The organism is Francisella sp. XLW-1 (genome assembly GCF_008711455.1).
In the GTDB taxonomy this organism is placed as follows: Bacteria; Pseudomonadota; Gammaproteobacteria; order Francisellales; family Francisellaceae; genus Francisella; species Francisella salimarina.
In genome coordinates this window covers 57,325-75,193 of record NZ_VXKP01000001.1, presented here as the reverse complement: position 1 = coordinate 75,193, position 17,869 = coordinate 57,325, and the positions used below count along the sequence as shown (strand labels likewise).

The following is a 17,869-nucleotide window of genomic DNA, read 5'->3' as shown; positions in this document are numbered from 1 at the left end:
ATGCCAAAAAGAACAGATATAAAAAGTATTTTAGTTTTAGGTGCGGGTCCAATTGTTATCGGTCAAGCATGTGAGTTTGACTACTCAGGAACTCAAGCATGTAAGGTTTTGAAAGAAGATGGCTACACAGTCTATCTGGTAAACTCAAACCCTGCAACTATCATGACAGACCCCACAACAGCAGATAAGATCTTCATTGAGCCAATTACAGTTGAGAGTGTTGGCAAAATTATTGCTAGAGAAAAACCAGATGCAATCTTACCTACAGTAGGTGGTCAAACTGCTCTTAACTGTGCGTTAGAGCTAGATGCTGCTGGTATACTAGAGAAGTATAGCGTTGAAATGCTAGGAGCAAAAGCTGACTCTATCGACAAAGCAGAGAATAGAGAGCGTTTTAACAAAGCCATGGCAAAAATTGGTCTTGATGTGCCAAGAAATGTCGTAGTGCAATCTATGGAGGAAGCTCGCAAAGCACTAGAAGATATTGGTTTGCCAGCTATTGTTAGACCATCATTTACACTTGGTGGAAGTGGTGGTGGTATCGCTTATACAAAAGAAGAGTTTGAATCAATTGTCAAAAATGGTCTAAGCCTATCACCAACAAATGAAGTGTTAATTGATGAGTCTATCCTAGGCTGGAAAGAGTATGAAATGGAGGTTATCCGTGATAAGGCTGATAACTCTATTATTATATGCTCAATTGAGAATATCGACCCAATGGGTATCCATACAGGTGATAGTATCACAGTAGCTCCAGCACTAACTCTAACAGATAAAGAATACCAAATCATGCGTGATGCTTCGATTGCTGTACTTAGAGAGATAGGTGTAGAGACTGGTGGATCAAATGTACAGTTTGCAGTAAACCCAGAGACTGGAAAGCTTGTAGTGATCGAGATGAATCCAAGAGTATCTCGCTCATCTGCACTAGCATCAAAAGCTACTGGCTACCCTATTGCAAAAGTTGCTGCTAGACTAGCTGTTGGCTATACTCTTGATGAGATTGATAATGACATAACAAAAGTTACTCCAGCATCATTTGAACCAACTATTGATTATATAGTTACTAAAATTCCTAGATTTACATTTGAGAAATTCCCTACTACACCGTCAAACTTATCTTCACAAATGAAATCAGTTGGCGAAGCTATGGCGATTGGTAGATCTTTTACAGAAAGTTTACAAAAAGCTCTAGTATCACTTGAGACAGATTTAAAGGGTCTAGATCAAGTTGAAATACCAGGTGTTAGTGAGTCAAACTCAACAGAAGAAAATAAAGTAGCTATTCTAAAATCATTAGAAGAGTTATCTCCTATGAGAATTCTAAGAGTAGCTCAAGCGCTCAGATTTGGTATATCTGAAGAAGATATTCATAATGCTTGTAAAATAGATCCTTGGTTTATTGAACAAATTGCAATTATTGTAGATGCTGAAGAAAAGCTTAAAAAAACAGGTTTGCCAAATAGCAAAGAAGAGTTCTCTGTTTATAAGAATCTAGGATTTTCTGATGCAAAAATTGCTGAGATTGTTGGTAGAACTGAAAGATATATTAGAAACTTCCGTTTCGGTAAAGAGATCTACCCTACTTTTAAGAGAGTAGATACTTGTGCTGCTGAATTTGAGTCTAAATCATCTTATCTATACTCGACTTATGAGCACTATAGCTATGAAGAAATCGTACGTGACTGTGAGTCAGAAATATCTGATAAGAAAAAAGTTATAATTTTAGGTGGTGGGCCTAACCGAATTGGTCAAGGTATTGAGTTTGATTATGCTTGTGTTCACGCTGCTAAATCTCTCAAAGAGGAAGGTATCGAAACTATCATGATTAACTGTAACCCTGAGACAGTTTCTACGGATTACGACACTTCTGATAAATTATACTTTGAACCTCTTTGCGCTGAGAATGTTCTTGATATTATCAAAAATGAAATGCGTAAAGGTGAAGTACTAGGAGTAATTGTACAGTTTGGTGGTCAGACACCTTTGAAACTTGTATCTGCCCTGCATGAGAATAATATTCCTATACTAGGTACAGATCCTGATAAGATTGATCTAGCAGAAGATAGAGAGAGATTCAAAGAACTATTAGATAAGGTTGGTTTAAAACAACCATTAAACACTATCGCATATACCATTAATGAACTTAAGAAAAAGATTGTTAATGTCGGCTATCCTGTTGTTGTAAGGCCATCTAATGTGCTAGGTGGCAGAGCTATGGAAATAGTTCACTCAAAAGAAGAATTAGATACATATATTGAAACAAATGCTAAATGTATTCTGGAAGGTCCTATTCTAATTGATAAATTCCTAGAAGATGCGATAGAACTAGACGTTGATGCTCTAGCTGATGGTGGTGATCGTGTATTTGTCGCAGGTATTATGGAACATATCGAGGAAGCGGGTATTCACTCTGGTGACTCGGCTTGCTCTATACCAACTCGTTCGCTATCTGATGAGCAAATCGAAGAGGTTAAACAAGCAACTATCAGACTAGCTAGAGAGTTAAATGTTATTGGTCTAATGAATATCCAATTTGCATATCAAAAGGATCAATTATATGTAATCGAGGTAAATCCAAGAGCATCGAGAACTGTACCATTTGTAGCAAAAGCTACTGGTAATAGTATCGCAAATATTGCTACTAAACTTATGCTTGGTAAAAAGCTATCAGAGTTTATCTTAAATAACCCTATACCTAGACATTTCTCTGTCAAAGAAGCGGTATTCCCATTTGGAAGATTTGCTGATGTAGACTGCTATTTAGGCCCTGAGATGAAATCTACAGGTGAAGCAATGGGTATGGATAGATCTTTTGGCGTAGCTTTTTATAAGGCTCAAGAGATGTCTTTTAATAAACTACCTCTAAAAGGAAATATTTTAATATCTGTAAGTAATGCTGATAAGCCTAAGATAATAGAGCCTGTTAAAGAGCTGATAGAACTAGGTTTTAATATATTTGCTACTAAGGGTACAGAAAGCTTCTTAAGAGAACATGGTATTGCTTGTAAGCTATTTGATAAAGCTTCGGACAATATTGGTAACAGCCAGGTTCATAGTACAGTTAATGCTATCGAAGCCGGCGAGGTTGATCTACTTGTTAATACATCAATTAGACAAGAGTTAAATATCAGCTTAGCTCTTAGAAGAGCTGCTATTATGAGTAGAGTACCATATGTGACGACGGCAGGTGCTTTTGAGGCTTTTGTTATTGCAGCTAAAGATATGCGCAAAATCAATAATGATTTTGATGTTAAAACTGTTAAAGAGTGGATTAATAGTTAAATTTTGGCTTATTAGAATACCTATCATTTAGGTAATAATTGATTAATATACTTAATGGATTTTTTTTGAATGAATTTAATTTTCGATATTGATGGAACAATTTGTAATAATGGAAAGCATATAGCAGAAAATATACAAGAAGAAATAAAATCTCTATATAACAAACACAATGTTATTTTTGCTTCTGCTCGACCAATAAGAGACATGTTACCAATCCTTAATAAAGAATTTCACTCATCTTTACTAATAGGATGTAATGGTGGTATTCATTATAAAAATAATGATTTTGGAAAAACCCATCACTTTAAAACTAACATAATAAAAGATGTGGTAAACTTTCTTAAAAAGGGAAATATCCCCTATGTACTAGATGGTGACTGGTATTATTCTCTATCTGAAGTCACACATCCATTCCACGATTATATTAAATCATTAAGTAATTATGAGTATCTAGAGAACGATTTAATAGAAAAAGGAATAACTAAACTACTCATATTAGATAATACAAAAGAGTTTGAAGTAGCTGATATTTTTGCTTCCTTTGATGAAAAGTTTAATTTAAATAAACACTCAAAAGATAACTTTTTTGATATAACACCCAACCATAATAATAAATATGTTGCACTTAAAGAGTGTAATATCAACATGCAAGAATCTATCTGTTTTGGTAATGATCATAATGATTTTATGATGCTAGATAATGCCCACATATCTGTTTTTGTTGGTGGTGAGAATACTTATAATGATGCAGATATTTATACTGACTTTGATGGTGTTCATAATGTCATAAGAAAACTTAAAAGTACTGGTGTACTATAGTAATTTAACTATACAAAAGGTATTAAAATGCTATCATTTCAAAAGCTTCTACGAGGCAATCAAATTACCAGAGATGACTTATATAAACTATTTCATCAAGCTGATATTTATAAAAATAAACTAGCTAATTCAGAACCCATCAAAGATTTAGAAGGCAAAATACTAGCGTCTCTTTTCTTTGAACCAAGTACTAGAACAAGATTCTCTTTTGAATCTGCCATGAATAGACTTGGTGGTAAGGTTATATCACTAGAAAACGGTGCTTCTAGCTCTACTCAAAAAGGCGAAACCCTTGATGACACAGGTAGAATGATGGATCAATATGCTGACATCATAGTTATGCGTCATCCTAAGCCTCACAGTGTTGAAGAGTTCTCAAAATATGTTTACTCACCTGTGATAAATGCTGGTGACGGTGAAAATGAGCACCCTACCCAGTCATTAGTTGATTTATATACTATCTATTCCGAGAAAGGCTCTCTTGATAACCTAAAAATTGGTTTCTTAGGAGATCTGAAATATGGTCGTACAGTTCATTCATTAACTAATATCTTAGCTAAATATAATGCTACATTTAAATTTATATCTTCAAAAGAACTGCAAATCCCTGAGAAACTTAGAGATTTTGTTGAGAAAAATGGTAATTCTTTTAGTGAACTAGAAGAGGTAAGCGCTGAAGCTCTGAAAGATTTAGATGTACTATATGTAACTCGTGTTCAAAGAGAGAGATTTCCAAATGAAGAGAGTTATTTAGAGAATAAAGATTTATGCTACTTAGATAGAAAACATATTTCCGCTACTAGCAACTTCATAATCCTTCATCCTCTACCAAGAGTTGATGAGATGGATAGATCTATAGATGAGCTTGAGTGTGCAAAATATTTTGATCAAATCAAATATAGTGTTCCTATTAGAATGTCTCTGCTATCATTACTTCTAAAATCACAAAACTAAATTTAATTAGATATTTATAGCTTTGTTTTTTTGACAATCTCTTCTTTTTACATTAAATTTTATTAACTAATTTTGAACCTGGCTTATAGATTGCTGATTATTAGCTTTCTGTAAGTACTTTTATTTTTAACTAGATATATATTTACTATGAAAAGAAATGAAGACTTTATGTGGTCTCTTAGCCTCTTTGGTACAGCTATTGGGGCTGGCATACTTTTTTTACCAATTCAAACTGGAATTTCAGGAATTATACCAATACTTGTAGTATTAGTTTTTATCTTTCCAATGGTGTTTTTGTCTCATCGTGCATTGTGTAGGTTTGTGATATCTAACCCAAATACTGACTCTGATATTACTGCCGTAGCAGATGACTACTTTGGTAAATTCGGTGGTATTATTTTTAATATTCTGTATTTATTTGCAATATTACCGATACTGTTGGTTTATAGTGTTGGTATTACAAATACTCTAGCTAGTTTTTTCAAATATCAGCTTCACTATGAGATACATAATAGATTTCTTTTGAGCTTCTTTACCATACTCTTATTAGTATTTATCATCAATTTTGGTCAGAAACTAATTATTCGCGTGATGAGCTTTTTGGTTTTCCCATTCATCATAGCATTATTAGTGCTTTCACTATGGATGATTCCATACTGGGACATAAATATACTACATAATAGCTTTGAATATAATCATACTTTTTCTGGTGTTTTATTAGCTATTTGGATAATTATGCCAATACTTATATTTTCATTTAACCACTCACCAATTATTTCATCTTTAGCTGTTTATACGAAAAGTAAATATAAGCAAAATGCTGATGAAAAAGCATCGAGAATTATTGCTTTTAGTAATATATTAATGATTGTTACAGTAGTCATATTTGTATTTAGCTCAATGCTAACTCTGTCTCCAGATGATTTAATGGCTGCCAAAGAAGAGAATGTTTCTATATTATCTTATCTAGCAAGTCATTTTGATAATTATTCTTTGGACTATATTGCTCCTCTGGTTGCTCTAGTTGCTATGAGTAAATCTTTTTTTGGACATTACTTAGGATCAAAAGAAGGTATAGATGGTATAGTTTGCAAAATTTCAAAAAACTCAATTAGTCAAAAAGCTATAAAACCCATTACCTTATCAGTGGTATTTTTATCATGTTGGTTAGTTGCTTACTTAAATCCAAATATATTAGATATGATATCTAGTATTGGTGGTCTTGTTTTGGCTGTAATACTATTTATTATGCCTATCTATAGTATCTATAAAATCAAATATTTAAAGCAATATAAAAATCTACTAGCTGATGGTTTCATACTTTTTGTTGGTATTGTTGCACTATCGTCAGCTATCTATGTTTTATTTTAGAGTCATACTTAACATTTGACATTTATCATAATAAAGTATAAATTGTATCCACCCAAATGGGGGCGAATATGGTTTCGACATGAATGTCAAAATCTAAGGTGCATGTCGAGGAAGTACCGTAACCTCGTTAATAACAGTACAAATGCCAATAATAACTGGCAACAAAAAAGCAAACCGCGTAGCGGCTAACGACAGCAACTTTGTTGCTGTTGCTAAAGCTGCCTAGTCTAGCTTAATAACCTAGAGACGCACGGATATGATAGTCTTTCTTATGACACTATCTTTACATCCGTTCATATTCCGCATAAGACGGTCTTTGCTTTTTGTCTGGGAGTTAAGGCTGTATTTAACAGACTCGCTAACTATTACCCTGGCTAGTTGGGGAATAGCTAAGCTAAACTCAAATAGATTAGCCTAAGCATGTAGATCCAAAGATGGAGAGTTTGTGGACGCGGGTTCAAGTCCCGCCGCCTCCACCAGTTGCATTCAAAAATTTTTTGAATAATAACTTTTAAATAGTTATCATTTAGCTATAGATATTTAGGTATAGATATATCATGAAAAAAACACTTATCACTACTCTTATAATTGTGTTCTTAAGCAGCTGTACCTTAATGAATCGCGGTGATGTAACTTCTAGCACAACACCTCTTGTTCAAAGACAATACAAATCATTACTTACAAATAAAACTCAAGGCAATAAAGACTTCTTTAACTTTTCTGAATATAATATTTATTAATTTTGGTCTTTATATGCATTAAAAAGCTGTTGTGATTGCTTGGATACTTGTTGCTTATTTTCATTATTATTTTGGTTAGTATTCTGATTTGCGTTTTGGATATTTTGTTGCATAAGCTCTAAGTTTTTTGCGTATATCGAATTAAATAACAATACAACTGCAAGACCGAGTAAAAACTTTTTCATAACTCTTCCTTTCTAATAAAACTATAATTAACAACTCTAACTAAGAAGATATAAACATGCAACTGATATTTTTTACAATAAAAAGTTTATGCTTTGTGAAAATATTTTATAGAATAATCATCAATTATTAATTTAAGATATTTATAAAAATGATTAAAAAATATTCTTTACTATTTGCCATAGGACTTATTTGGGGCTCACAATTTATCTTTCAAAAAGAAGCTATCGAACATTTTCCACCAATTTTGATTGCTTTTGCTAGATCATTTATTGGTTGTTTGATTCTTTGTTTTGTTTGTTATTTTTTAGGTTTAAAATCTAAATCATTCAAAAAAGATTTTGCTATTTACTCCTTAATAGCTTTTCTTGAAGCTACAATGCCTTTTATGCTAATACCATGGGGTCAAAAATTCACTAGTCCATCCATTACTGCTATTCTTACTGGAACAGTGCCTTTTTTTGTTGTTTTACTTGGACCATTAGTAGTTAATTCTAGAATAACTTTTGCTAATATTTTAAGTATTTCAGTCGGATTTATTGGTTTATTAATATTATTTTATCCAAATTTAGTAGCTGACAATCATTCAATAAATATATATGGGATATTAGCAATACTATTAGCAACTACATCCTTTGCGCTAGCTTTATTGCTTTTAAGTAAATCTTGTTTCCACGATAATCCCATTATTGTTTCAAGAAATATTCTTATTGCTTCAACTTTACAGTTATCTATCTTACTGATTATATTTAAGCCAAGCTATGCCAGCATTCATTCTTCTACTTTTGCACTGTCTTCTTTAGTATATTTAGGTATATTTTGTGCTGGTATTGTATATTTTCTTTATGCTTCTTTGATAAAAGTCGCTGGTCCAGTTTTTACCTCTTTTACTAACTACTTAGTACCTTTGTTTGGAGTTATCTTTGGTATATTAATCAACCATGATCCTTCTAACATAACTGTTTGGATATCTTTAATCATCATCCTATCTGCTGTTAGTCTTAACTATATAACTAAACATTAAACTAAATTTCTAACTTATTATTTACTATGATAGATCACTACTTCTTTGATAAAATATAAATGTCATTAAAAATCTTAGGAGAATACAAATGAAATGTCCATTTAAAGAAAATGATTCTTGCTGTAAGCAGTTTTGGTTTTGTGCGTTAGCTGTCTTTTTAACGGTATTGGGAGTTGCTGTCGCATTGAAAATTATAACGCTGATTTTATGTATATTTCCTGGTTCTGTGCACGAAAATACATGGCTTGTAGTTATATCTATCGTTTTAGTACTATTTGCCGCTAAATACCATAAAAAAGGCCACTGTGGCTGTGGTCCTAAATGTGACTGTCCTTGTAACAAAAATCAAGCTAGTAAATGTTGTGATTCAAATAAGGAAAACTCTGCTGAATAAATCTTCGGACATCTATTTTTCATAACTAATTACTATATTTATGTCTTATAATATCTATATATTCAAATTCTTTTTTCTAAAATTTCTCAATGCAATATTTAGAACAAAACTGTAAATTAACATTACACGAGAGTCTAGAAGAATATAATAAAAATTATTCTTTTCTAAACTCAAACAATGGACATGATGAAGCTAGCAAATGGTTTAGAAATCATGATATCACCCATATTTTATTTGGAACTGTTCCCTTTGAAATTAGAGGTGAAGCTATAAATGATACTTGGACTTTATTAGGTAGTAATGTCACAGTCAAGGGTTACAAAAAGTTTTTTAATTTTGTTGATTATAAAACTGTTATAGATAGTTATCTCAAAAAATATAAATATAAACTTATTGTCTATTTGGTAATGCTTAGGTATATTCCTATATGTTTATTAACTGTTTTTAGAGCTTCTAAAATGTCAAAAAAATGGGATTGGTATAATTATGATGAATATCTAAATATACCTCTTTCAGAAATTAGAAAAGAGTTTAATATAAAAATTATAAAGCCTTAATTTGTAACATTCGTATAACTTTTTTGATTTATCAATAAAACATATAAAGCAGCAGATATAACTACAAATACTAGCGTAAATAAGTTATAAGAAGATATATTTTCATATATATATCCAAATACTAATTCAGATACTAAGTATGCAAAAATAACCCATGATGAAGCAAATGCTTTTAAGATTTTAGAAAAATCTCCTTTGCTATCTATATATGCATATATTATAAAAAATACTATATGTAGAACTAGAGCAACCGCTAAATTAAGCACTCCTGCAATCATCAATAAATATGTCAAAAACATATATACTAAAAAAGCTATAGTTCTAGAAAAAGGTAGATAACTCAAAGGTAAAGGATCAGCTTTATTAGCTTTGAGTTTTGCGTATGCAATAGGTAGAGCTATACATGATACTAGTATAAAAGTCGTTGTTAAAGAAGCTATCATCTGCCAGTTTCTAAAGAAAAATATTAAAATAATCGAGCAGATAAATGAAAAAATTAACGAAGTACGCGAAACGTTTACACCCTCAGTTACTCTAGCAAAATAACCAGGCATTTGTTTTGCTTTTGACATTTCATTTAACATACGAGTACTAGCACCTAGATAGATAATACCTGTTCCTGATGGGCTAAGCAGAGCATCTGCATAAAGTACCAAAGCTAAAGCATTTAAACCTAATATTCCTGTTAATTGAGCTAAAGGAGATTCAAAATTTAAGCCACCCCAACCATTCTCTAGCATTTTTTCAGGTACGCCACCAATAAATGATATTTGTAATAATAAATATATGAATAATACTATCAATACACTACTAACTAATGCTATTGGAATATTTTTTCTAGGATTATCTAGCTCTGCTGAGAAACTAGCTGCCATCTGAAATCCAAAAAATGAATAAAATATACCACAAGTAACAATAGCATTAAAAATACCACTAACTCCATCTGGCATAAATTTAACATTTTCACCACCAAAATTACTTGAATGAAATGCTGCTATCATTATTATCACAGATGTAGCTATAGGTATTATTATCTTTAGAGATGTCAGTGAGTTATTGATTTTTGATAGAGATTTGATACCCCAATAGTTTATCAATGTATACAATAGCATAAATACTGCAACTACCAAAACACCTACAAAAGTAAGTTCACCATTGCTAAATACATAAGGAGTAATAGGCTCATATATAGAAGAAATATATTGTGTTGTAGCCATAGCTTCTGACGGTACAATTATAAGCCCTAGCATCCAGTTTGATAATCCTGTTACAAAACCAAAATGCTGATTATGTGATATAGTTACTAATCGCGTAAATAATCCATTTGTAGGATATTTCACAGCTAGTTCTGATAATAAGAAAGCCATTAAAAGAACTACAAAAGCTCCAATAATCCATGAGAAAATTGATGCTGCTCCTGCTGCTTGTGATGCATAATAAGAAGCATATAACCATCCACTACCAAGCATAGTACCAACGCTTAATGCTATAGCAGTAAATAAGCTAGGTTTTTTTGTATTTTTCATAATTTTATTTCACCTATTTTTTAAGATTTGTATCCAAAAACAAATATATTATTCTTAATAAATAGATTTTAATCAATAAAATTATTCAGTGACGATACGATAGTAAAAAATTAAGAAGATTAGTAAAATCTAGATTTTCATTGGCATTATGATGAACAAGCTATTATCTTTTTCATCCTTAACCAAAGCACTCATATTTGGATTATCAAGATAAATAGTCATAGTTTCTTCACTTAGAACATTTATAATATCTAGAATATACTTATAGTTAAAGCATATTTCCATATCATTATCATTATATTGAACTTCTACTTTATCTTCTGCTTTTTCATTATCAGGGTTATTTGCAGATAAAAGCACTTGTCCTTGAGATATATTCAAACGTACACCTTTGTATTTATCATTAGCTAAGATAGATGTTCTTAACAATGAATTTTTCAAAACTTGCTTATCTACAGCAAGAAGCTTAGTGTTATTTTTAGGAATTACTTTTTGATAATCTGGATAACGACCATCTATAAGTTTTGATATAAATGCATAATTACCAAATTCTGCTTTAAGATAGTTCTTACCTAAACATATTTTGATATTTTCTTCTGTTTTGCCAACTATTTTCTTGAGTTCTAAAATAGCCTTTTTAGGAATTATTGACTGCGAATCACTATCTAAAACTTTACTATCTACTATAGACTCTGTAATAGACATTCTGTGTCCATCTGTAGATACTGCTCTTAATAAATTTGAGTTAATTTCCCAAAACATCCCATTTAAGAAATATCTAGTATCATCATTAGCCATAGAAAAATCTACTTTTGAGATAATGTGATGAAAGTCTTGTTGAGAAAGATCAAAGCTTGCTTGCTCATTAATATTACTGTCAATTAAAGGATAATTATCAGCATTTAGTGATATAAGGTTAAATGTACTATTATTAGAAATAATTGTAACTTTATTATCATCTATTCTAAAGTCGATCATAGAGTTATCATTTAAACTTCTAACAATATTGTATATTTTGTCAGCATTTAACGCTAATTTTATGTTTGTATTACAACTAACAGCTATATTACATGATATTTCTGTATCAAGATCTGAAGCAGTAATTTTAAGATTATTGTTATCTATATCAAACAATATGCATGATAATAAAGGCATTGTACTTTTACTATTAGCCACTGATAACATTGACTGTAAAGGCTTTAGTAAGTCATCTCTATTTAGTACAAAATTCATTTTTAAAAACCCCTTTGATAATAGTTCCTATTTTTATTTAACGAGAAATCTTGTCTAAAAGCAACTCATAATCATCAGATATTGAAGTATTGCTTTGTCTTAATTTAGTTATAGCTTTGACTGCGTGCATAACAGTAGTGTGATCTCTACCTCCAAAAGCATTACCAATTTCTGGTAAACTATGAGATGTTAGTTCACGTGCTAAACTCATTGCTATTTGTCTTGGTCTAGCTATATTTCTACTTCTTTGATTAGAAGTTAAGTCTTTTACCCTTATTCTATAAAAATCAGCAACCACTTTTTGGATATTATCTATTTTCACTTTCTTTTCTTGTATTTTTATAACATCTCTTAAGCAAGCTTGTGCCACTTCTATAGTAGGATCTTTATGATTAAATTTAGAAGTCGTAAGTACTCTATTTAAAGCACCTTCTAACTCTCTAACATTCGTACGTACATTCTCAGCAATAAATGCTGCTGTTTCATTAGGTAGTTTTTGACCTAAATCATGTGCTTTTTTAAGCAAAATAGCTATTCTAGTTTCTAAATCTGGCATATCTACAGAAACTGTTAGACCATATCCAAAACGTGAAACTAATCTTTCTTCCAAACCTTCTATTTCATTTGGATACTTATCACTAGTCAAAATAATCTGTTTGCCACTCTCATATAATGCATTGAAAGTATGGAAAAACTCTTGAGCGGTACCTTCCTTACCTGCTATGAACTGAATATCATCTATAAGAAGAATATCTGCAGATCTATACACTCTCTGAAACTCATCTTGATCTTGTAATCTAATTGAATTTACATAATCTTTAATAAATTGTTCAGAGTTTGTGTATATGATTCGAGCATTTGGATTAACCTCTCTAGCATGATTACCAATAGCCTGCATCAAGTGAGTTTTACCAAGTCCACTGCCACCATATATAAATAATGGGTTATGCAATTTACCAGGATTAATAGATACTTGCATAGCTGCTGCTCTAGCTATTTTGTTTGCATCACCAACGACAAAATTATCAAAAACATATTTTTCTTTTAATGGTAAACCAAAAAAATATTCTTGATCATCTTTATCCGTGATAAGCATCGCTTCATCAAAACCAAATAATTCTTGGGAGGCAGATTTTTTGGAAGATAATTTCTTTTGATTCTTCTTAGGCTCTTGGTTTGAACTAACTTCTTCAGAATCATCTTTTATTTCAACACTTTTTTGATTGAAAAAATTAGCTTGTGGACCAACTGAAGTAACTTCTGGAGATTTTTCTCCAGAGAATTTTTTATTAGAATATTCTATAAGCAAATCACCACTATGGAACTCTTCTATTGTTGATAAAATAAGTGCTCCATACTTAGATTTTATATGTTTTTTAAAATATTCATTATTACAATAAATTGTGAATAAGTTACTATTTTGCTCTACATGAATAGGTTTAATCCACGTTTTGTATTCAAACGTAGAAAGGTTTTTTTTTATTTTTTTTAAACACTTATTCCATGTAGTCATAACAAAAAAATGTCCCAATAACCTTTAATTTATAAAGGATAACCAATAGTAGGCATAATAGATTAATTGAATGTGTTAGATTTTATTGCAATAAAAAAAAATAAGCAAACATAATTACTCAGACCTGTGGATAATCATGTTAATTAATTTGTTTATTTTTTGTCAAAACAGTTGTTAAATAACTTATTCACAAATATGTTAATAATTTTGTTGATAAATTTGATGATTAATTATCCACATTTTTATTCAGGCTCTTTCATCCACTTTTTTACATACTTATACATCTTTTGTAAAATACCCAAATCTATTGATATATTTGTGTTTTAAAGAGTTATCAACAAGAAAATATCCACATAATAAATAATAATATAAAGAAAAAGAAATTAAGTTATATATAAATAAGTAAAAGAAAAATGATCAAAAATATAAAAAAAAAATTTTTTCTTTATAATTGATGTTAATAAGATAAAAAACTTTTTTCTAATGTCATTAAATACTGAAATATTTTTAAACATAAATAAATATGAACAAAGAATAGCTATAAAAGAAAATAATATTCTTAAAGAAATTTTAATTGAAAGAGATAACCAAAAAAGAATAGTAGGAAATATTTATAAAGGTAAAATAATAAGAGTACTTCCTGGTATGCAAGCAGCATTTGTAGATATAGGATTAGAAAAAGCAGGTTTCTTACATTTATCAGAAGTTATACCTCTAGAAAAAGATGATGAAGAATCTGATGAAAATTTTAAATTAAACAAACTAAATACTGAAGATATAAATAAATGGTTACGAGAAGGCCAAGAAGTATTAGTTCAAGTTGTAAAAGAAAGTATAGGTAATAAAGGTGTAAAACTAACTTCACATTTATCTGTATCATCAAGATTTTTAGTTTTCTTGCCTGATTTAGATCATATAGGTATATCTCTTAAGATAAATAAAGAAGAAGAAAAACAAAGATTATTAGATTCTATTAAGAAAATAACTCAAAGTGAAAATCCTAGAGGTTACATATTAAGAACTGCTGCAGAAGGTGCAAGTTATGAAGAGCTAGAAAATGACATCAAGTTTTTAAATAACCTATGGCAAGATATTTTGGATATTTCAAGTACTATAATTAAACCAGGTGTTGTTTATGAGGATTTTAGTTTAATAATTAAAACAATTAATATTTTTGCTAATGACAATCCTGATAAAATTCATGTTGATAATATAGATTCATACAAAGAAATTTGTCAATTTGCTGATAAATACATTCCTGGATTAAGAGATAAAATAGAGCTTTATCAAAAACATAATATTTTTGAAGAATATGATATTGATACAGAAATAAACAAAGCTTTAGATAAAACAGTATATCTCAAATCAGGAGGATATCTGGTTATCGAACAGACTGAAGCAATGATAACTATCGATATAAATACAGGTGGTTTTATAGGAACAAAAAATCTAGAAGAAACTATATTTAAGACAAATTTAGAAGCTACAAAAGAAATAGCTAGACAGCTAAGGCTAAGAAATTTAGGTGGTATCATAATTATAGATTTCATTGATATGATGGATGAGTCACATAAAAATCAAGTTTTAGAGGCTCTGAAGAAAGAATTAGAGCTTGATAAGGCCAAGACTAGTGTCAGTGATATTTCAGAGCTAGGATTGGTCGAGATGACGCGTAAAAGGGTACATGAGAGTTTATTAAGAACACTATGCCAGCCATGTGATCACTGTAGAGGTAAAGGAAGCGTCAAAACATTACAGACAATTTGTTATGATATATTTAGAGAAATTAAATCAGAATCAAAAAATTATCCAAATTATAATAATTTCTTACTTATGTCTTCAAAAAAGATTATTGACTATATAGAAAAAGAAGAATCTATATGGTTAGCAGAACTGGAACTTGAAATCGATAAAAACATTCATCTAAAAGCTGAAAGTAGTCATATATACAATCAATACGATATAATTCCATTAAATTAAAAAAAAATACAAAACATTATTGACAGCTTAATAAAAAGAGCTATAATACTTACTCATAGTCGCCGACTTAGCTCAATAGGTAGAGCAACTGACTTGTAATCAGTAGGTCGCCAGTTCGATTCCGGCAGTCGGCACCATAAATACGGAGTGGTAGTTCAGTTTGGTTAGAATACCTGCCTGTCACGCAGGGGGTCGCGGGTTCGAGTCCCGTCCATTCCGCCATATTCTCATTAAGGTCTAGTTCTTAAAACTCAGTTTTCCCCTTTTTACTTCTGATATCTTGATCTAGACCTTAATTTTTTATATTTTCTTAAAAACTCAATAAATTTTAACTATTAAATATCTAAAAAAATATTTCGATAAAATCTATATTACTTTTTATTTGTATATAAAGATAAGTTGTTATCTTTAATGTAATGATGTACCATTACACAATTACATTAAAGATATTTTTTTATGAATTCAAATAAAGGATGGCAACAATTAGTAAATATCTTATCTGAAACTTCAGATTCCAAAGATATTGATATTATTTGTGATTTTTTATTAACTAAAGAAGAAAAAGAGCAATTAAATAAAAGAGTTCTTTTGACAAAAGAGTTATTAAAAAAAGAAAAATCACAAAGAGAAATATCTAAGGAAGTAGGTATAAGTATTTGTACAGTTACAAGATGTTCTAACGCTCTAAAAGATTGTTCTAAAAGAGTAAAAGAAATATTCTCTGATAATATAAAAGGTGATTAAATGTCAATAAAAAAGCCAGAAGAATTTTTAGCATCACATATCTATAATTTAGATTATCAAGAAGATTTAAATAGATGTTTTGCTAATTTATGTACTAACAAAAAAAATACTATATTGTTAGAATCAGCAGAAATAGATACAAAAGATAAACTCAAAAGTATTTTGGTACTAAATAGTGCCTTACGTATAGCTTGTATTGAAAACAAAGTTTTTATGAAACCATTGTCCAAAAATGGTGAATATGCACTAAAAGAGATACAAAAAAACATCAAAGATAATATTGAATATAAATATGATAACAAACAATTAATATTAACTTTTAAATCAATAAAAGATTATCAATTTAATGAACATCAAAAATTAAAAAAACAGTCAGTTTTTGATGCTTTAAGAATTATAAAAGATAGCTTTGAAATATATAATGAATTTAGTATTTTTTTGGCTGGTTTATTTGCTTATAATGTTGTTGGTAGTTTTGAAGAAATAGGTCAAGTAAAACGTAAGAATAAATGTCCCGACTATGTATTTTATCTAGCTGATACAATACTTGTAAGTGATCATCAAGAAAAAAATACATTTATACAAGTTAATAGTTTTGGACATCAAACAATATCAGAACTAGAGGATAGCGTTGCTGTAATTAAGCAAAATATAAATAATGATATAGAGTTAAAAGTTGAAAAATTTGGAAATTTAGAACCTAAAGAATCAATAAGTGATAGAGATTTTTGTGGTGTAGTAGATAAACTAAAATCACATATTATAAATGGTGATATATTCCAAGTTGTACCTTCAAGAAGTTTCTTTTTGCCATGTCAAAATTCTTTGGAAGTTTATAAAGAGCTTAAACGTACAAATCCTAGCCCGTATATGTTTTATATGCAAGATGAAGATTTTATTATTTTTGGAGCATCGCCAGAAAGTGCCTTAAAATATCAAAAATCTACGAATCAAGTAGAAATATATCCTATAGCAGGCACACGTAGAAGAGCAAAAAATCCAGATGGTAGTATTAATGCAGATTTAGATAGTAGGATTGAGCTAGAGCTTAGATTAGATGCTAAAGAAAATGCAGAGCATATGATGTTAGTAGATTTAGCACGTAATGATGTTGCAAGGATATCGAAAACTGGTACTCGCTATGTTGCTGATCTTTTAAAGGTTGATAGGTATAGTCATGTTATGCATTTGGTCTCTAGAGTAGTAGGTCAACTTGCTGATGATTTGGATGCTTTGCATGCTTATCAGGCTTCTATGAATATGGGTACATTAACAGGTGCACCAAAGATAAAAGCAATGCAGTTAATATCAGAAGTCGAAAAACAGACTAGAGGTGGATATGGCGGAGCTATTGGTTATTTTAATGGTTATGGTGATTTAGATAGTTGCATAGTTATACGTTCTGCATATGTTGAAGATGAAATAGCAGAGGTTCAAGCAGGTGCAGGTGTAGTATTGGATTCTATACCTATAGCAGAAGCTGATGAAACTAGAACAAAAGCACAAGCTGTAATATCAGCTATCAAAAATGTACATGGAGTGTAGT

At 30.3% G+C, this 17,869-nt stretch carries 15 protein-coding genes, 2 tRNA genes and 1 other RNA gene; 14 read left to right on the top strand and 4 right to left on the bottom strand.

The window, feature by feature from the left end:
* From carB to F3D59_RS00350, 6 genes are all read left to right on the top strand, one after another.
* Complete coding sequence (gene carB / locus F3D59_RS00375) at positions 1–3,285, top strand: carbamoyl-phosphate synthase large subunit (protein WP_150463367.1); 3,285 nt, start codon at positions 1–3, stop codon at positions 3,283–3,285.
* A gap of 69 nt (positions 3,286–3,354) precedes the next feature.
* Positions 3,355–4,104, top strand: coding sequence for an HAD hydrolase family protein (locus F3D59_RS00370; RefSeq protein WP_150463366.1), 750 nt, complete (start codon positions 3,355–3,357; stop codon positions 4,102–4,104).
* 27 nt (positions 4,105–4,131) lie between these two features.
* Positions 4,132–5,058 carry an aspartate carbamoyltransferase gene (pyrB, locus tag F3D59_RS00365; RefSeq protein ID WP_150463365.1) on the top strand — a complete coding sequence of 309 codons (927 nt, stop codon included), beginning with the start codon at positions 4,132–4,134 and terminating at the stop codon, positions 5,056–5,058.
* 147 nt (positions 5,059–5,205) lie between these two features.
* On the top strand, positions 5,206–6,429 hold the full coding sequence (locus F3D59_RS00360; RefSeq protein WP_150463364.1) for an aromatic amino acid transport family protein: 1,224 nt from the start codon (positions 5,206–5,208) through the stop codon (positions 6,427–6,429).
* Between the two features lie 58 nt (positions 6,430–6,487).
* Positions 6,488–6,908: a transfer-messenger RNA gene (ssrA, locus tag F3D59_RS00355) on the top strand.
* Positions 6,909–6,986: 78 nt separating this feature from the next.
* Positions 6,987–7,169, top strand: coding sequence for a hypothetical protein (locus F3D59_RS00350; protein WP_146421553.1), 183 nt, complete (start codon positions 6,987–6,989; stop codon positions 7,167–7,169).
* Here F3D59_RS00350 and F3D59_RS00345 read toward each other — a convergent pair.
* Positions 7,166–7,354, bottom strand: a complete 189-nt coding sequence (locus F3D59_RS00345) for a hypothetical protein (RefSeq protein ID WP_149368987.1) — start codon at positions 7,352–7,354, stop codon at positions 7,166–7,168. The two genes, F3D59_RS00350 and F3D59_RS00345, sit on opposite strands and share 4 nt — an antisense overlap.
* A 149-nt stretch (positions 7,355–7,503) precedes the next feature.
* Between F3D59_RS00345 and F3D59_RS00340 the strand changes: the two genes are divergently transcribed.
* The 3 genes from F3D59_RS00340 (at position 7,504) to F3D59_RS00330 (ending at position 9,327) form a co-directional block, all read left to right on the top strand.
* Positions 7,504–8,376, top strand: a complete 873-nt coding sequence (locus F3D59_RS00340) for a DMT family transporter (protein ID WP_150463363.1) — start codon at positions 7,504–7,506, stop codon at positions 8,374–8,376.
* A gap of 88 nt (positions 8,377–8,464) precedes the next feature.
* A complete protein-coding gene (locus F3D59_RS00335; protein WP_004286827.1) occupies positions 8,465–8,770 on the top strand; it encodes a hypothetical protein in 306 nt (101 codons plus the stop codon).
* An 89-nt stretch (positions 8,771–8,859) separates the two neighbouring features.
* Positions 8,860–9,327: a hypothetical protein gene (locus F3D59_RS00330; RefSeq protein WP_150463362.1), complete on the top strand. Its 468-nt coding sequence runs from the start codon at positions 8,860–8,862 to the stop codon at positions 9,325–9,327.
* On the opposite strand, the gene F3D59_RS00325 is transcribed toward F3D59_RS00330, so the two are convergent.
* The 3 genes from F3D59_RS00325 to dnaA all read right to left on the bottom strand — a co-directional run bounded on the left by F3D59_RS00325 (position 9,324) and on the right by dnaA (position 13,599).
* A complete protein-coding gene (locus F3D59_RS00325; protein WP_149368985.1) occupies positions 9,324–10,853 on the bottom strand; it encodes an APC family permease in 1,530 nt (509 codons plus the stop codon). The genes F3D59_RS00330 and F3D59_RS00325 overlap by 4 nt on opposite strands.
* A 129-nt stretch (positions 10,854–10,982) precedes the next feature.
* Positions 10,983–12,086: a DNA polymerase III subunit beta gene (gene dnaN / locus F3D59_RS00320; protein WP_150463361.1), complete on the bottom strand. Its 1,104-nt coding sequence runs from the start codon at positions 12,084–12,086 to the stop codon at positions 10,983–10,985.
* Positions 12,087–12,123: 37 nt separating this feature from the next.
* A complete protein-coding gene (gene dnaA, locus F3D59_RS00315; protein ID WP_150463360.1) occupies positions 12,124–13,599 on the bottom strand; it encodes a chromosomal replication initiator protein DnaA in 1,476 nt (491 codons plus the stop codon).
* Positions 13,600–14,082: 483 nt separating this feature from the next.
* Here dnaA and F3D59_RS00310 point away from each other — a divergent pair, with 483 nt between their 5' ends.
* From F3D59_RS00310 to F3D59_RS00290, 5 genes are all read left to right on the top strand, one after another.
* Positions 14,083–15,579 carry a ribonuclease E/G gene (locus F3D59_RS00310; RefSeq protein WP_013923729.1) on the top strand — a complete coding sequence of 499 codons (1,497 nt, stop codon included), beginning with the start codon at positions 14,083–14,085 and terminating at the stop codon, positions 15,577–15,579.
* 61 nt (positions 15,580–15,640) lie between these two features.
* Positions 15,641–15,716, top strand: a tRNA-Thr gene (locus F3D59_RS00305).
* A 7-nt stretch (positions 15,717–15,723) separates the two neighbouring features.
* Positions 15,724–15,801 (top strand) — tRNA-Asp (locus F3D59_RS00300).
* Between the two features lie 234 nt (positions 15,802–16,035).
* Complete coding sequence (trpR, locus tag F3D59_RS00295; RefSeq protein ID WP_146421547.1) at positions 16,036–16,323, top strand: trp operon repressor; 288 nt, start codon at positions 16,036–16,038, stop codon at positions 16,321–16,323.
* Positions 16,324–17,868 (top strand): anthranilate synthase component 1, encoded by a 1,545-nt coding sequence (locus F3D59_RS00290; RefSeq protein WP_150463359.1) that lies wholly within the window; start codon positions 16,324–16,326, stop codon positions 17,866–17,868.
* The last annotated feature ends 1 nt before the right edge of the window (position 17,869 follow it).